This is a genomic window from Bradyrhizobium betae (genome assembly GCF_004123905.1).
Lineage (GTDB): Bacteria > Pseudomonadota > Alphaproteobacteria > Rhizobiales > Xanthobacteraceae > Bradyrhizobium > Bradyrhizobium betae_A.
Genome location: NZ_MZXW01000015.1, coordinates 384,977 through 401,155, shown reverse-complemented (window position 1 = coordinate 401,155; position 16,179 = coordinate 384,977). Strand labels below are relative to the sequence as shown.

Genomic DNA, 16,179 nt, shown 5'->3' with positions numbered 1-16,179 from the left:
GGCTAGCGCCCCTCGCCTGCGTCGCGGTGCGAAAACCATTCGGCGACGAAATCGAGCAGGCCTTTGCGCAGGCCCAGCGCGAAGAACAGGATGACCACGCCGAGCACGATGCCGTGATACTCGGTGAAGCGCGTGACGGTGTCGTTGAGCAGCAGCAACAGCACGGTACCGACCATCGGCCCCAAAAAGGTCGAGACGCCGCCGAGCATGTTGATGAAGATGCCCTCGCCCGAAATGGTCCAGTAAGCGAATTCGGGATAGGCGCCGGAGACGAACAGCGCCATCACCATGCCGCCCATCGCGGCGAACAACGCGGCCAGCACGAACACGGTGAGCTTTGCGCGCCAGACATCGATGCCGAGAAAACTCGCGCGCGCGGCGTTGTCGCGGATCATGCGCAAGGTGTAGCCGAATGGCGACTGGGCGATCTGGCGCATCGCGAGCAGGCCGAGGATCAAGAGCGCGCAGCTCGCGATGTAGAGATGGACGTGGTTGGCGAGATTGATGCCGAGGAATGCGGGGCGCGGAATGCCACCACGCAGGCCCTGGTCGCCGCCGGTGAAGGAGGCCCAGGACAAAATGGTCGAGTGGATCAGCATCTGGAAGGCGAGCGTGACGAAGGCGAAATAGATGTCCTTCAGCCGCACGCAGATCGCGCCGATGATGGCCGCAATCACGGCGGTGATCGCCAGCGTCGCGACGAAGGCGACCGGAACGGGCACGCCGAGCTTCTGCATGATCAGGCCAAAGCTGTAGGCCCCTAAGCCGAAGAACATGCCGTGGCCGAACGAGGTCAGGCCGGTGTAGCCGACCAAGAGGTTGAGCGAGGTCGCGAACAGGCCGTAAGCCGAGCAGCGGATGACGAAATCGAGCAGCGCCTTGCTGCCGGTGAAGAATGGCAGGCTCGCCAGTACGGCGAAGGCAATCAGCGCGATCAGGACGTCGCGGTAGCGCTGTAGCGCCGCGCCGCTCCGCACCGGCACCAGCACTTGCGCGCGTCCGGCCTCGAGCTCGGTCATGCCGCCTCCTTGCCGAACAGGCCGGTGGGTTTTGAGACCAGCACGATCACCATGAACAGGTACATCAGCCCTTCCGTGAACAGGGGAAAGCCGAGCGAGCCGAAGGAGCGGATCAGGCCGAGCAGCAGCGCTCCGATCAACGCGCCCAGGATCGAGCCCATGCCGCCGATTACGGTGACGATGAAGGACTCAATGAGGACCGAGAATCCCATCCCCGGCGTCAACGAACGCACGGGTGCTGCGAGCGCGCCGGCAAGACCCGCCAGCATGCCACCGAGCGCGAACACGCCGCCATAGATCAGGCCGGTGTTGATGCCGAGCGCAGAGACCATGCCGGGATTGTGCGCGGCGGCGCGGATCACCTTGCCGATGCGGCTGCGCGAGAGGCCAATGCCGAGCACGATGGCCGCGACCAGCGCGACGCCGATCAGCAGCAGGTAATAAGGCGGCACCACGCCGCCGGCGATGAACAGCGGCATCACCTGGAACGCGGACGGCATGCCCATCGATTTGAATTCCGGTCCCCAGATCAACCGCACGACATCGTCGAAGATCAGCACGAAGGCGTAGCAGACAAGCAGCTGCATCAGCACGTCGGCGCCATAGACGCGGCTCATGAAGACGCGTTCGAAGATCAGGCCGAGAATGGCGGTGCCGGCCGCACCTGCCAGCATCGCCAGCGCAAAGCTCTCGGTGAGGTGGTAGGCCGTCATCGCGAAATAAGCGCCGAACATATAGAAGGCGCCGTGGCTGAAATTGACGATCTTGAGCACGCCGAAAATCAGCGTCAGCCCGACCGCGACCAAAAACAGCAGCATGCCGATGATGAGGCCGCTGGTGGTTTGTGTCACCAGGCAGGCGGAGCTGGAGAGGCAGCCGGTGAGCGCGTCGAGATCCACGGGGGCACTTTCATTGTCGTGCGCCAGACCGGCGCGGAAAACAAGACAAAGGCGGGGACGGTTGCCCGCCTCCGCCCTGCGCGTGATCAGGTGTAGCCCTTGCTCTTCTTCCACTCGGCCTCGAGCTCAAAAATGGTCCTCCAGTCGCCGGCCTTGACCTCGGGCACATAGGGCTCCTGCGGGATCGTGGTGCCCCAACCGATGGCGTAGCCGACCAGCGTGTGATCGTCGCCGCGCATCGTCACGGTGCCGTCGGCACCGAACGGGCACTTGATGGTGAGGCCCTTCAACACTTCCGCGAGCTTCTTGCCGTCGGTCGAGTTCGCCTTCTTGGCGGCTTCGGCCAGGAACATCACCGCGGTCGCGTTCTGCCACGACCAGTTGGTCGGGTATTCGTTGTACTTGGCCTTGTACGCATCGCCCCACGCTGCATTTTCTGGCGTCGTCGGGAAGCTCTTGATGTAGCGGTTGCCGGAGTGGATGCCCTTGGGCAGGTTCTTCACCACCGTGAGCGCGGTGTAGTCGGCCATGTTGACCGCGAACACCTCCATCTGGGTGAACATCGCGTAGATGTTGGCCTGGTCGATGTAGGAGGTGAGATCGCCGCCCCACAGGCAGGAGTACAGCGCCTGCGGCTTGGCCTGCAAAATCTTCGTCACGACTTCGGTGTAGTCGGGCTGGAACAGCTTTGGCCAGGACTCGCTGATCACCTCGACGTCGGGCGCAAAGCGCTTCAGGTACAGCGTGAACTCGCCGGTGGTGTCGCGGCCATAGGCGTAATCCGGCGAGCACGTCGCCCATTTCTTCAGGCCCTTGGCTTTCGCGATGCCGGCTGCGTAGCTGCCGCCGACGATGGAATCGTGGATACCCTGCCGGACGCAACGGAACGAGTTCGGGATGTGCTGCTTCGGATCGGCGGTGAGCGACGACGCTTCCGAGCAGGTGTGGATGCAGAGCACGCCGAGATCGCGCGCGACCTCGTGCACCGCGAACGATCCGGACGACGCCTCGCCGTCGAGCAGCAGTTCGCAGCCGTCGGTATTGACGAGCTCGCGCGCGACGCGGGCGGCTTCCTGCGGCTGGCCCTTGGAATCGCGGACCACCATTTCGATCTGTCGGCCCGCAAGCCCGCCGGCGGCGTTGACCTTGTCGACCTCGAGCATCACCGCATTACGTGAGGATGTACCGAGCTGCGCGACGCGGCCCGACAAAATCGTCGGCATGCCGATCTTGACGGTCTTGGCTTGGGCGCGCGCCACCCACGGCGCGGCAACACTCATCGCACCGGCGCCCATCAGCGCCAATGTTGAACGGCGGCTGATGCCCGGCGTGCGGGTTCTCGTCATTTTCCCCTCCCTCTGTCGGGTCGGCGTTCCAGTCCCTTGCCGGAGATCGTCGCGTCTCCGTGCGCTCAACAATTTCAGAGGGAGGGGGTGACGTCAAGACAATCATGAACTATGAGTCATTATTCACAACGGGAGGAAACGAGGCCCGCAACCGGCCCGTCATCGCACAATGATCAATCTTTCGAGCTTCATCGCCTTCCATGCCCGGCGGACGCCGGAGCGGCCCGCGCTGAAATACCGCGGCGAGCAGATCTCCTACGCGGCGTTCGATGCGCGCGTCCGGCACGTCGCAGGCTGGCTCGCCGCGCAGGACATCGGCGCCGGCGATGTCGTGGCCGTGCTGATGAAGAACAGCGCGGCCTTCCTGGAACTCGTCTTCGCCACCAGCCATCTCGGCGCGGTCTTCCTGCCGATCAATTTCCGCCTCTCCCGCGACGAGGTCGGCTACATCGCCAGCAATGCCGGCGCCCGACTGTTGATCGCCGATGAGGAACTGGCGGCGAACGCGGCAGGCGCGACGATCGTCGTTCTGAACGAAGCCGCGCAGCAAAGCGTCACGTGTCTCGCGGGCGGCGCTGGAGCGGCCCCGATGCACGTCCGCCAGCCATCCGACCTGATGCGGCTGATGTACACCTCGGGCACGACCGACCGTCCCAAGGGCGTGATGCTCACCTACGATAATTTCTACTGGAAGTCGGCTGACCAGACGATCGCACTCGGCCTCAGTGCCGACACGCGGCTGCTCGTCGTCGGCCCGCTCTACCACGTCGGCGCGCTCGATCTGCCCGGCATCGCCGTGCTCTGGCATGGCGGCTTCATTCGCGTCGAGCGCAATTTTGAGCCGGAGTCGACGCTTAGCGCCATCGCCGAGGACAGGCTCAACGCAGCCTGGTTCGCGCCTGTGATGACCACCGGGATGCTCACCTGCCCGACGCGTGACCGCTACGACGTGTCGAGCCTGACATGGGCGATCGGCGGCGGCGAGAAGACGCCGGAGCTGCGTATCCGCGCCTTCTCGGAATATTTTCGCAATGCGCGCTACATCGACGCCTATGGCCTCACCGAAACCGTCGGCGGCGACACGTTTATGGAGACAGGCCGCGAGACCGAGAAGATTGGCTCGACCGGCCGCGCCATCGCCCATGTCGAGATCGAGATCCGCGACGAGGACGGTAAGGCGCTGCCGCCGCACGTCAATGGCGAGATCTGCCTGCGTGGACCCAAAATCACGCGCGGCTATTGGAAGGATCCGGAGAAGACCAAAGCTGCCTTCTTCGGCGACTGGTTCCGCAGCGGCGACGTCGGCTATCTCGACGACGAGGGCTTTCTGTATCTGACCGACCGCAAGAAGGACATGATCATCTCCGGCGGCGAGAACATCGCCTCCTCCGAGGTCGAGCGCGTCATCTACGATCTGCCTGAGGTGCGCGAGGTCGCCGTGATCGGCCTGCGCGACGCGCGTTGGGGCGAGCGTCCCGTCGCCATCGTCGTGCTGGCTGAAGGCGCGACGCTGGATCTCCCTGCCCTCACCGACCATTGCCGCGCGCGGCTGGCGAGCTTCAAGGTACCGAAACAGCTTGTCATCCGTGACAGCCTGCCGCGCAACCCGAGCGGAAAAATCCTCAAGCGCGTGCTGCGCGCCGAGCTGGAGACGTCTGAATGACGCAAGCCAACGCCAAGGTCACAAAGCTCAACCGCGTCGAGCGCAACGCCTGGACCAAGCAGAAGATTTTTGAGGCCGCAACTAAGGTCGTCGGCAAGCACGGCTATGCCGAAGCCTCCGTCGCCCGCATCACCGAGGAGGCCGGCGTCGCGCAGGGCACCTTCTACAATCATTTCGAAAACCGGCAGGAGCTTCTGGACCAGCTGCTGCCGAAGATCGGCCTCGACATGGTCGAGTTCATCCGCGCCCGCACCGGCACGGCGGATGCGGCGCGGCAGGAGATCGCACGCTTCGCCGCCTTCTTCGATTTCATCCGCGAAGTGCCGGAATTCTTGCGCATCCTCAACGAGGCCGAGTTCTTCGCACCGATCGGCTATCAGAAGCATCTCGACAACATCTCGGTCGCCTATGTCCGCATCTTGCGGCGCGCGCGAGGGGCCGGCGCGATTCACGATTACAGCGACGAGGAATTCGAGGCCATCGTCCACATGCTGATGGGCTCGCGCGGCTATCTCAGCCGCCGCTACTCCTATTCGGCCGACGGCGTCACCGCCGTGCCCGACCACGTCATCTCCGCCTATCGCAAGCTGATGACGCGCGGCCTCTTCAGTTCATCCGGAGATCAGGACACGCCATGAACATCGCATCTCCACACAAGCCGTTCGACATCGCTTCCGCAATCGCCGAAGGCGACATCCGCTGTCTCCTGATGGTGCTCGTGCACATGACCGGCGACGAAAAATGGCTCGAGCCGCCCTACCTGCCCAAGCGCGACATCCGCCTCATTCCCGATCCCGAGGCCGGCGTGCCCCGGGAGATCCAGGACGAGATCCGCGCTGCGGTCGTCAAGCTGTTTGCCGACGGCACGCCGAAACCCGCGATCAGCGACCCCGGCGAAGAGCTGTTGCTGAAGATGATGCGCGCCTGCCTCGGCGAGAACGTCGCCCCGGAATACGCGCCGCTGATGCGCGAGGAGATGGGTTTTGTGCCGCGCGAGGCGCGCTGGACCAAGCGTCCTTCAGACGAAAAGCTCGCCGGCCAGCACGTGCTGATCGTCGGCGCCGGCGTCTGTGCCATCGCGCTCGGCGTCGCGCTCGGCCATCTCGGCATCCCCTACACCATCGTCGAGAAGAACGCCGAGCTCGGCGGCACCTGGTGGATCAACCGCTATCCCGGCTGCGGCGTCGATACGCCGAACCATTCCTATTCCTATTCGTTCGGCTCGGGCAATGCGTGGACGCGCTATTTCTGTCAGCGCGAGGAGCTGCTCGGATACCTGCTAAAGGTCGCCGACGAATACGGCATCCGCAAGCATCTGCGCGTCAACACCGAGCTGACCGCGTCGCGCTGGGACGAGGGCAAGCGGCGCTGGATCTCGACGCTCAAGACCGGGAATGGCGAAGAGATTTTCGAATCCACCGCGCTGGTCTCGGCCATCGGCCAGCTCAACGATCCCTCGCGCGCGCACTTCAAGGGCGAAGAAAGCTTCGAGGGCACAATCCTGCACTCCGCAATGTGGTCCGGCTATATCGATATCGACGGCAAGCATGTCGCTGTGATCGGCACCGGCGCGACGTCGATGCAACTCGTGCCAGCGATCGCCGGCCGCGTCGCCTCCATCACGGTCTATCAGCGCAGCGCGCAATGGGCGCGACCGGTGAAGGGCTATGCCGACCCGATCAGCGAGGGCGCACGCTGGCTGCTGGCACATCTGCCGTTCTATGTGCAGTGGTACCGCTTCAACATGTTCTGGCGCTATGGCGATGGCCTGCTGCCGTTCCTGCGCAAGGATCCGGCCTGGCCGCATCCGGAGCGCGCGGTCAACAAGGGCAATGACCGGCATCGCCAGGAACTGACCGACTTCATCCACACCGAACTGAAAGACCGGCCGGACTTGATCGAAAAATGCGTTCCGACCTATCCGCCCTACGGCAAGCGCATCCTGCTCGACAACAACTGGTTCAAGACATTGACGCGGGACAATGTCGGGCTCGTCACCGACGCGATCGACCATTTCGACCGAAACGGCATCGTCAGCGCCGACGGCGAGCACCGCCCCGCCGACATCATCGTCGTCGCCACTGGCTTCAAGGTCGCGGAGATGGCGGCACGCCTCAACATCAGCGGCCGCGGCGGCAAGGATTTGCGCGAGGCCTGGGCCAACGATAACCCGACGGCGTTCCTCGGCCTCACCGTGCCTGACTTTCCCAACTTCTTCTGCATGCTCGGCCCGAACTCGGGTCCCGCGCATGGGGGCAGCGTCATTTTCCAGTCGGAATGCCAGAGCCGCTACATCTCGGCCTGCCTCGCCAGCATGATCGAGCACGACGTCGCCGCGATCGACGTCCGTCAGGACGTACTCGACGACTACGTCCGCAAGGTCGATGCCGAGCACGAGGGGATGATCTGGACCCATCCGGGCATGAGCACCTACTACCGTAACTCCAGCGGCCGTGTGTTCTCGGCGATGCCGTGGCGTTTCGTGGACTATTGGCGCATGACGCATGACCCGGATCTGGGGCAATACAGGCTGACGAAGGCGCAAGCTTAGAGGAGCCGCCAATGCCAAAGCCAATCGTCCGCATCTACACCGACTACAAGAGCCCCTACGCGTTCGTCGCCAACAGGCGCCTGTTCGCGCTGGAGGAGACGCACGACGTCGAGCTGGAATGGCTGCCCTACACGCTGCGCATCGCCGAATTCATGGGGAAGGTCGAGGAGCGTACGCCGCATTTCTGGCGCAAGGTGCGCTACGCCTACATGGACGCGCGGCGCTATGCCAATGCGCAAGGGCTCGTCATGAAGGGGCCGCGGCGGATCTACGACGCGTTTTATGCCAGCGCCGGGATGCTGTTCGCGCAAGCCCACGGCTTCTTCCGCCCTTACCACGACACGGTGTTCCGAAAATTCTGGAGTCACGAGCTGGAGATCGACGATCTCGCCGCAATCACCGACGTGATCACGTCATGTGGTGGCTCCGCCAGCGAGTTCGAAGCCTATGTCAACGGCCCTGCCCGCACCGAGCATGACCGCATCATCGATGAGGCCGAAACGCTCGGCGTGTTCGGCGTGCCGACCATGGTGTTCAACGGCGAGCTGTTCTGGGGTGGCGACCGCATCGACATGCTGATCGAGCGCATCGAGCGCCCGGAGACGATCGAAGCCGCGCTCGGCAGCCGTCATCGCAAGCCCACCTAAACGCTACGCCGCCAGCCCGCTCTCGACCGGAGCGAATTCCAGCCCGAGGCTCTCCGCCACCGCCTTGTTGGTGATGCGGCCGCGATGCACGTTCAGGCCGTCACGCAAGTGAGGATTTTCCAGCACCGCGGCAAAGCCCTTGCTCGCGAGCATCAATCCGAACGGCAGTGTCGCATTGTTCAGCGCCTGGCTCGACGTCACCGGCACCGCCCCCGGCATGTTGGCGACGCAATAGTGCACGATGCCGTCGACCACGTAGGTCGGATCGGTGTGCGTGGTCGGATGCGAGGTCTCGAAGCAGCCACCCTGATCGATGGCGACGTCGACCAGCACGGCGCCGGGCCGCATCGATTTGAGCATCGCGCGCGTGACCAGCTTTGGCGCGCTGGCGCCCGGCACCAAGACCGCACCGATCACGACGTCGGCGCCAAACACTTCCTCCTCGACCGACTCGATGGTCGAGAAGCGCGTGCGCACGCGGCCGACAAAGAGATCGTCCAATTCACGCAGCCTGGGAAGAGAGCGGTCGATCACGGTGACTTCCGCGCCGAGCCCTGCGGCCATGCGCGCCGCCTGCGTTCCCACCACGCCGCCGCCGAGCACGACGACCCGCGCCGGCTGCACGCCGGGTACGCCACCCAGCAGCAGACCTCGACCGCCGGCCGATCGCTTGAGCGCCGCGCCGGCGGCCTCGATGGCGAGGCGGCCGGCGACTTCGCTCATCGGCGCAAGCAGGGGGAGGTGACCGGCCGCGTCAGTGACGGTTTCATAGGCGATCGCCGTACAGCCGGAAGCGAGCAGGCCCTTGGCCTGTTCAGGATCCGGCGCGAGATGGAGGTAAGTGAACAGGATCTGGCTTTCGCGGAGCTGGGTCCATTCGCCCTTCTGCGGCTCCTTCACCTTCACGATCATGTCGGACTTCGCAAAGATGTCGCGCGCACTTTCGGCAATCGCGGCCCCTGCCCGCCGATACGCATCATCGGACGCGCCGATGCCGCCGCCGGCGCCGGCCTCGACCGTCACCTGGTGCCCGGCCACGACATATTCGCGGACGGCGCCCGGGGTGAGCCCGACGCGATATTCCTGCACCTTGATCTCCCTGGGCACACCGACACGCATCTTCAGCTCCTCTGCCAACGCATTGATTCCGTTGTTCATGGTAGCGACGTCGCCGGTTTGGTTTCGCGCAAATATCCGCTAGCCTTGGCCTCCCCGCGCCGGTTTCCGGCGCGCAAACGCCCTTTCACGCTGGAAACGCAACATTGGCCCTCGACCGGAAAGATCTCGCCATTCTCGCGGAACTCACCACCAATGCGCGGGCCAGCCACACCGAGCTCGCCAACAAGGTCGGGCTATCAAGCACCGCGCTGGCGCGGCGGCAGAAGGCGCTGGAGGACGACGGCTACATCCAGGCCTACCAGGCCGCGCTCGATCTGACACAGTTCGGCCTCACCACGACCGTGCTGGTGCGCATCGCGCTCGAGAGCCAGAGCGACGAGGCGCTCAAGGCCTTCGAGGCGGAGGTCGTGAAATGCCCCTCCGTCGTGCGCTGCTTCCTGATGTCGGGGACCGACGACTACATCCTGATTGTACTGGCGCGCGACATCCAGGATTTCGAGCGCATCCACCGCACCGAGCTATCGCGCCTGCCGCGCGTCGCCAGGGTGCAATCAAGTTTCGCGCTGCGCGAGATCGTCAATCGCACGGTCCCAACCGTGGTGTTCGGCGAGGCCAAGCGGTAGCCATTCAACCCACCGGCCTCGTTGGGAACAAAGCGGCCCACTGCCCGTTGGGCGCTATTGCCTGGCGGAACCTGCATGCGCGCGCCCGAGCAGCGCTGGAGGAAGCCCGGCTTTCGACAAAGCGCAGGGTTTTCCGACATGGCTCAACCTTCACACCAGGTGCCGGAGCGCATTCCGGTCACACTCGTCGTCAACGGCACCAAGCGCGACCTCGACCTCGCACCGTGGACGACACTGCTTGACGCACTACGCGATCATCTGAACATGACCGGCACCAAGAAAGGCTGCGATCACGGTCAGTGCGGCGCGTGCACCGTGCTGGTCAACGGCCGGCGGGTCAATTCCTGCCTTACGCTTGCGGTCATAAAGGATGGCGCCGAAATCACCACCATCGAAGGCCTGGCCAAGGATGACGCGCTGCACCCGCTGCAACAGGCTTTCATCGACCACGACGCCTTCCAGTGCGGCTATTGCACGCCGGGACAGATTTGCTCGGCGGCAGGCCTCTTGGCCGAAGGGCGCGCCAAGAACGCCGACGAGATCCGGGAACTGATGAGCGGAAATCTTTGCCGCTGCGGTGCTTACCCGAACATCGTCGCGGCGATCCAGCAAGCCATGGGCCGACCATGAACAACTTCCAATATTCGCGCGCCACCGACGTCGCCGATGCCATCCGCCTGTTGAACAGCGATCCAGACGCCAAGCTGATCGCAGGCGGCACCAATCTGATCGACTTGATGAAGGAGAATGTCGAACGCCCCTCCCGCCTGATCGACATTTCCCGCCTGCCGCTCGGCAAGATCGAGGAGACCGCCCAAGGAGGTCTGCGCATCGGCGCCTTGGTGCCGAACTCGGATCTCGCCTACCATCCGCAAGTCGAGCAGCGTTATCCTCTGCTCGCCAGCGCCATCCTCGCCGGCGCCTCCGCGCAGCTGCGCAACATGGCCTCGGTCGCAGGCAATCTGATGCAAAGGACACGATGCGCTTACTTTTACGACACGGCCACACCCTGTAACAAGCGGAGCCCTGGCAGTGGCTGCTCGGCCGTGGGCGGACACAACCGCAACCACGCGATCCTCGGCGCGAGCCCTTCTTGCATCGCGACCTACCCGTCCGACATGTGCGTTGCGCTCGCCGCTCTGGGTGCACTCGTGCACATTGCGGGACCCACGGGCGAGCGCCGCATCGCGCTCGAAGACTTCCATCGGCTACCGGGCGACACGCCTCACATCGACACCAATCTCGGCGCGAGCGAGATGATCATCGCGATCGAACTCCCGCCTGGCGGCTTTTCCCGCAACTACAGTTACCTGAAGGTGCGCGACCGCCTGTCCTATGCTTTCGCTTTGATCTCGGTTGCGGCTGCGCTCAACCTGGAAGGCAACGCCATCAGCGAGGCCCGCCTGGCACTCGGCGGCGTGGCGCACAAGCCTTGGCGCAGCCTTGAAGCGGAACAGTCGCTACGAGGCCGCGCAGCAACGGCGGATCATTTCGCGCACGCCGCCGATCTCCTGCTCCAGGGAGCCAGCGCCGCTTCGCATAACCGATTCAAGATTGAGCTGGCGCGCCGCGCCATCGTGCGGACGATGATGCAGGCTGCAAGCGCCGCACCGCAATCGCAAGCTCACAAGAAGATCGCGTGAGGGACAGATGAACGCCTATGTCGGAACACCTACGTCCCGCGTCGACGGTCGGGCCAAAGTCACCGGGTCCGCAAAATATGCCGGCGAGTTCACTGCCGCTGGTCTTCTGCAGGGTTTCGTGGTCGAGGCCACCATTCCGCGCGGTCGCATCGCGCGCCTCGACACCGGAGAGGCGCTGAAGGTGAAGGGCGTGATCGACGTGTTCACGCACGCCAATCGGCCGCAACTTGCTGACAGGGACGAGGCCTGGAAAGACGAAGTCGCGCCGGAGGGTTCGCCGTTCCGCCCGCTCTATGACGAGACGATCAAGTTCAACGGTCAGCCGATCGCCCTGGTCGTCGCGCAGGACTGGGAAACCGCAAAGTTCGCTGCAACCCTCGTTCGCGTCGACTACGAGCAGCAGCCGTTTGTTACCGATCTCGAAGCCGAACTTGGCAGCGCCGCCGAGCTGGACAAACCGCACGAGCCGCGCGGCGACGCCGCAAGCGCGTTGGCCAAGGCCGCCGTGCGCCACGAGGCGGACTATGTGATTCCGACCGAACACCACAATCCCATGGAACTCTATGCGACCACGGCGGTCTGGGAAGGCGACGGCCGGCTCACGGTCTACGACAAGACGCAAGGCGTTCAGAACGTCCACAAGTTTTTGTGCGGCGTGTTCGACAAGAATCCTGACGACATCAGGGTGGTCTCGCCATATGTCGGCGGTGCCTTCGGCTCGGGGCTGCGGCCGCAATACCAGGTCGTGCTCGCAACGCTTGCTGCCCTCGCGCTGAAGCGTTCGGTTCGTGTCGTGCTGACGCGACAACAGATGTACGGACTCGGCTACCGGCCGATGACCATCGAGCATGTCGCGCTCGGCGCAGCGGCTGACGGCGCGCTGGACGCGGTCTCGCACGAGGCCATTGCCGTCAGCTCGCGCTACGAGGATTTTGCGCGCAACGACGCCGGCTGGGCCGAACAGCTCTACAGGAGCTCGAATAGCCGCTCCTCCCACAAACTGGTGCACCTCGACGTCTCCACTCCCTGTGACATGCGCGCGCCCGGCGCCGCTTCCGGGGTCTGCGCGCTTGAATGCGCCATGGACGAACTGGCCGTCGCGCTCAAGCTGGATCCCGTCGAGCTGCGGCTGAAGTGCTACTCGGACCGTGACCAGAGTGAAGACCTGCCCTACAGCAGCAAGCAGCTGCGCGAATGCTATGCCCGGGGCGCCGACGCCTTTGGCTGGAGCAAGCGCAATCCCGAGCCGCGCTCGATGCGTGACGGCAAGGAACTGGTCGGCTGGGGGATGGCAACAGGCGTCTGGGAAGCGCTCCAGATGCCGGTTGCGGCCCGCATCGTGCTGACGTCGAATGGCCACGCGGAGGTGTCCTGCGCTGCATCCGACATCGGAACCGGCACCTACACCATCGTCGCCCAGGTGGCAGCCGACGCACTCGGCCTGCCCATCGAGAACATCAGCGTCAGGCTGGCCGACTCGACCCTGCCGCAAGCCCCGGTTGAAGGAGGCTCCTGGATGGCGGCTTCGAGCGCACACGCGGTCCTCGCAGCAGCAGAGGACATTCGCAGGGAACTCGCAGCCCTCGCCAAGTCGATGCCCGGCTCGCCGCTCGGCGGCGTTGATGCGACCGATGTGACCCTCGTCGATGGCACGATCGCCCACAACGGCGAGCATAGCCACTCGGTCTCGATTGCCGATGCGATGCGCCACGGCGGGCTGGAACGAATCGAGAAGGAAAAGCTCAACCGGTTCGACGAGGACAAGTCACACGCCCGCAACACCCATTCGGCTGTCTTCGCCGAGGTCAAGGTCGACGAGGAGCTGGGCGTCGTGCGCGTTACGCGCGTGGTCAGCGCGGTCGCGGCCGGGCGAATCCTCAATACCAAGACAGGCCGCAGCCAGATCATGGGCAGCGTAGTGTGGGGGATCGGAATGGCCCTGCACGAGGAAACCGTGATGGATCACCGCTTCGGCCGGATCATGAACGCAAATATCGCGGAGTACCACATCCCGGTAAACGCCGACGTTTACGACATCGACGTCATCTTCGTCGACGAACGAGACGATCTCATCAACCGGCTCGGGGTCAAGGGGATCGGCGAAATCGGCATCGTAGGCGTGCCCGCCGCAATCGCGAACGCCGTGTATCATGCCACTGGCAAACGCATCCGCCGCTTTCCGATCACGCTGGATAAGCTGCTCGACTGACAGCGCAAGCTGACCGCTTCGTCGCGCGAGAATCGCTGTCATCCAACTGTCATCAAATGTGCAGAGACCTGTAGTCTCAGCTCATTCGGGACTCGTCATGGACTATTTCAAGCGCTTCAACTTCCTGTTCGCCGCCCCCGTGTTCGATGCCGACGACCTCGAGGGCATCCGCTTCAGCCAGATCATCGAGGAGATCCAGCGCTCCGGCTTCGAGGTGGTCCGGGCCCGCAAGCTGGAAGATGCCGAGATCGCGGTGCAGACCGATGCCGCGATCGGCTGCATGGTGGTGGACTGGGGCAAGAAGGGCCTCGAGGGCAAGACCTCGGCGCTGATCAACCTGATGCGGCGCCGCGGCCTCGATTTCCCGATCATCCTGCTGATCCGGCGCAAGCGCTTCGAGGATTTGCCGGTCGAGGTGCTCGACTTCATCGACGGCTATGTCTTCCTGTCGGAGGAGACGCCGACCTTCATCGCCAAGAATTTGATCAGCCGGCTCAAGCAATATGCCGAGACGCTGAAGACACCGTTCTTCGGTGCGCTGGTCGACTATGCCGAGGAAGGCAACCAGCTCTGGACCTGTCCGGGCCATAATGGCGGCGTGTTCTACAACCGCAGCCCGATCGGCCGGGTCTTCGTCGAGCATCTCGGCGAGTCCGTGTTCCGCGACGACCTCGACAATTCCGTGCTCGACCTCGGCGATCTCCTCACCCACGAAGGCCCGGCGCTGAAGGCGCAGAAGGAAGCCGCGCAGATTTTTGGCGCGGAAAAAACCTATTTCGTGCTCAACGGCACCTCGACCTCGAACAAGGTCGCGCTCGGCGCGCTTGTCACCGACGGCGATCTCGTGCTGTTCGACCGCAACAACCACAAGGCCGCCCATCACGGCGCGCTGATGATCAATGGCGGCATCCCGGTCTATGTGCCGACCATCCGCAACGCCTGGGGCCTGATCGGTCCGATGCGCTGGGACGTGCTCGACGAAAAGGCCCTCCGCGAGGCGATCCGCAATCACCCCCTGGTGACCGACAAGGATGCCTGGCGCAAGGAGCGGCCGTTCCGCGTCGCCGTGGTCGAGCAATGCACCTATGACGGCTCGATCCACAGCGCCGAGATGATCCTGAAGCGCATCGGCCATCTCTGCGAGTACATCCTGTTCGACGAGGCCTGGGCCGGCTTCATGAAATTCCACCCGCTCTATGCCGGCCGCTTCGCGATGGGCCTCTCCAACCTTCCGCCGGAGGCGCCCGGCATCATCGCGACGCAGTCGACCCACAAGCAGCTCGCGAGCTTCTCGCAAGCCTCGCAAATCCACATCAAGGATCGCCACATCCGCGGCCAGAAGCGCCGCGTCGAGCACCGCCGCTTCAACGAAAGCTTTATGCAGCACGCCTCGACGTCTCCCTTCTACCCGCTCTTTGCCTCCCTCGATGTCGGTGCGCAGATGATGAAGGGCCGCTCCGGCGAAGTGCTGTGGGACGACACTATTCGCCTCGGCATCGAGCTGCGCAAAAAGATCCGCGCGATGCGCCGGGAGTTCGAGGAGAAGGAGCAGAACGCGGACCGGCGCTGGTTCTTCGAGCCGTTCGTACCCGATCGTGTCGCGATCCCCGACGTCAGCCGCCCCGGTGGTGCGCATAACGTCGCCTGGGAAACGCTGTCCACCGACGAGCTCGCCACCAATCCCGCTTTGTGGCAACTCTCTCCGGACACCAACTGGCACGGCTTTCCCGATCTCGCGGAAGGCTTTGCCATGACCGATCCGAACAAGCTGACGCTACTCACGCCCGGCTTCGATCGCGCCACCGGCGCCTATGCCGAGCACGGCATCCCCGCACCGGTGGTCGCGCAATATCTGCGCGAAAATCGCATCGTCCCCGAGAAGAACGACCTCAACTCGCTGCTGTTCCTGCTCACCCCCGGCGTCGAGGCGAGCAAGGCCGGCACGCTGATCTCCGGCCTCGTCGCGTTCAAGAGGCTGCACGACGACAATGCGCTGCTGGCGGACGCGATTCCGGAGTTCTATCAGCGGCGGCAGGCGCGGTATGCCGGCGTGCGGTTGCGCGATCTCTGCGGCGAGATGCATCGCTTCTTCCGCGCCGCCGACGTCAGCGCGCTCCAGGCCCGGCAGTTCATGCCGGAGCACATGCCCGAGATCGCGATGTCGCCCCGCGATGCCGCGCGCTATCTGTTCAAGAACGACGTCGACTATCTGCCGATCGAGGCGATCGCGGGCCGCATCGCCACCACGCCCTTCGTGGTCTACCCGCCCGGCATCGCCACCATCGTGCCCGGCGAGCGGCTGACGGAACGCGCCAAGCCCATGGTGGATTATCTCAAGATGTTCGAAACCTGCTTCAACACATTTCCGGGCTTCGAGGTGGAGATCCAGGGCATCTACAAGGAGATCGATGCGCAGGGCCGCATCGGGCTCTATACCTACGTCGTTGCCGAGTAGGCGCC

At 64.2% G+C, this 16,179-nt stretch carries 13 protein-coding genes; 9 read left to right on the top strand and 4 right to left on the bottom strand.

All coding sequences use genetic code 11. From position 1 onward, the window contains the following. Nucleotides 1–2 precede the first annotated feature (2 nt). The 3 genes from B5V03_RS09675 to B5V03_RS09665 all read right to left on the bottom strand — a co-directional run bounded on the left by B5V03_RS09675 (nucleotide 3) and on the right by B5V03_RS09665 (nucleotide 3,264). The gene (locus tag B5V03_RS09675) at nucleotides 3–1,019 is read right to left on the bottom strand and encodes a branched-chain amino acid ABC transporter permease (protein WP_129269503.1); all 1,017 of its coding nucleotides are present in this window, start codon (nucleotides 1,017–1,019) and stop codon (nucleotides 3–5) included. Beyond that, nucleotides 1,016–1,918, bottom strand: coding sequence for a branched-chain amino acid ABC transporter permease (locus tag B5V03_RS09670; protein WP_129269501.1), 903 nt, complete (start codon nucleotides 1,916–1,918; stop codon nucleotides 1,016–1,018). The genes B5V03_RS09675 and B5V03_RS09670 overlap by 4 nt, the downstream gene beginning before the upstream one ends. Before the next feature lie 86 nt (nucleotides 1,919–2,004). Next, entirely contained in the window at nucleotides 2,005–3,264 is a 1,260-nt protein-coding gene (locus tag B5V03_RS09665) for an ABC transporter substrate-binding protein (protein ID WP_129269499.1), read from the bottom strand. Nucleotides 3,265–3,433: 169 nt separating this feature from the next. On the opposite strand from B5V03_RS09665, the gene B5V03_RS09660 reads away from it, so the two are divergent. Genes B5V03_RS09660 through B5V03_RS09645 form a run of 4 tightly spaced genes read left to right on the top strand, consistent with a single transcriptional unit; the run spans nucleotide 3,434 to nucleotide 8,125 of the window. Then, nucleotides 3,434–4,927, top strand: a complete 1,494-nt coding sequence (locus B5V03_RS09660; RefSeq protein ID WP_129269497.1) for an AMP-binding protein — start codon at nucleotides 3,434–3,436, stop codon at nucleotides 4,925–4,927. Beyond that, complete coding sequence (locus B5V03_RS09655; protein ID WP_129269495.1) at nucleotides 4,924–5,565, top strand: TetR/AcrR family transcriptional regulator; 642 nt, start codon at nucleotides 4,924–4,926, stop codon at nucleotides 5,563–5,565. The genes B5V03_RS09660 and B5V03_RS09655 overlap by 4 nt, the downstream gene beginning before the upstream one ends. Further along, nucleotides 5,562–7,478 carry a flavin-containing monooxygenase gene (locus B5V03_RS09650; protein ID WP_129269493.1) on the top strand — a complete coding sequence of 639 codons (1,917 nt, stop codon included), beginning with the start codon at nucleotides 5,562–5,564 and terminating at the stop codon, nucleotides 7,476–7,478. Before B5V03_RS09655 ends, B5V03_RS09650 begins: the two co-directional genes overlap by 4 nt. A gap of 11 nt (nucleotides 7,479–7,489) precedes the next feature. Beyond that, nucleotides 7,490–8,125 (top strand): 2-hydroxychromene-2-carboxylate isomerase, encoded by a 636-nt coding sequence (locus B5V03_RS09645; protein WP_129269491.1) that lies wholly within the window; start codon nucleotides 7,490–7,492, stop codon nucleotides 8,123–8,125. 3 nt (nucleotides 8,126–8,128) lie between these two features. On the opposite strand, the gene ald is transcribed toward B5V03_RS09645, so the two are convergent. Next, entirely contained in the window at nucleotides 8,129–9,244 is a 1,116-nt protein-coding gene (gene ald / locus B5V03_RS09640) for an alanine dehydrogenase (protein ID WP_129269716.1), read from the bottom strand. A 143-nt stretch (nucleotides 9,245–9,387) separates the two neighbouring features. On the opposite strand from ald, the gene B5V03_RS09635 reads away from it, so the two are divergent. The 5 genes from B5V03_RS09635 to B5V03_RS09615 all read left to right on the top strand — a co-directional run bounded on the left by B5V03_RS09635 (nucleotide 9,388) and on the right by B5V03_RS09615 (nucleotide 16,174). Next, the gene (locus B5V03_RS09635) at nucleotides 9,388–9,867 is read left to right on the top strand and encodes an Lrp/AsnC family transcriptional regulator (RefSeq protein ID WP_164987897.1); all 480 of its coding nucleotides are present in this window, start codon (nucleotides 9,388–9,390) and stop codon (nucleotides 9,865–9,867) included. A 138-nt stretch (nucleotides 9,868–10,005) separates the two neighbouring features. Next, nucleotides 10,006–10,497: a (2Fe-2S)-binding protein gene (locus B5V03_RS09630; protein WP_129269714.1), complete on the top strand. Its 492-nt coding sequence runs from the start codon at nucleotides 10,006–10,008 to the stop codon at nucleotides 10,495–10,497. Continuing rightward, nucleotides 10,494–11,510 (top strand): FAD binding domain-containing protein, encoded by a 1,017-nt coding sequence (locus B5V03_RS09625; protein WP_129269487.1) that lies wholly within the window; start codon nucleotides 10,494–10,496, stop codon nucleotides 11,508–11,510. The genes B5V03_RS09630 and B5V03_RS09625 overlap by 4 nt, the downstream gene beginning before the upstream one ends. Before the next feature lie 7 nt (nucleotides 11,511–11,517). Next, nucleotides 11,518–13,719 carry a xanthine dehydrogenase family protein molybdopterin-binding subunit gene (locus B5V03_RS09620; RefSeq protein WP_129269485.1) on the top strand — a complete coding sequence of 734 codons (2,202 nt, stop codon included), beginning with the start codon at nucleotides 11,518–11,520 and terminating at the stop codon, nucleotides 13,717–13,719. A gap of 97 nt (nucleotides 13,720–13,816) precedes the next feature. Further along, nucleotides 13,817–16,174, top strand: a complete 2,358-nt coding sequence (locus tag B5V03_RS09615; protein WP_129269483.1) for an Orn/Lys/Arg decarboxylase N-terminal domain-containing protein — start codon at nucleotides 13,817–13,819, stop codon at nucleotides 16,172–16,174. Nucleotides 16,175–16,179: the final 5 nt, after the last annotated feature.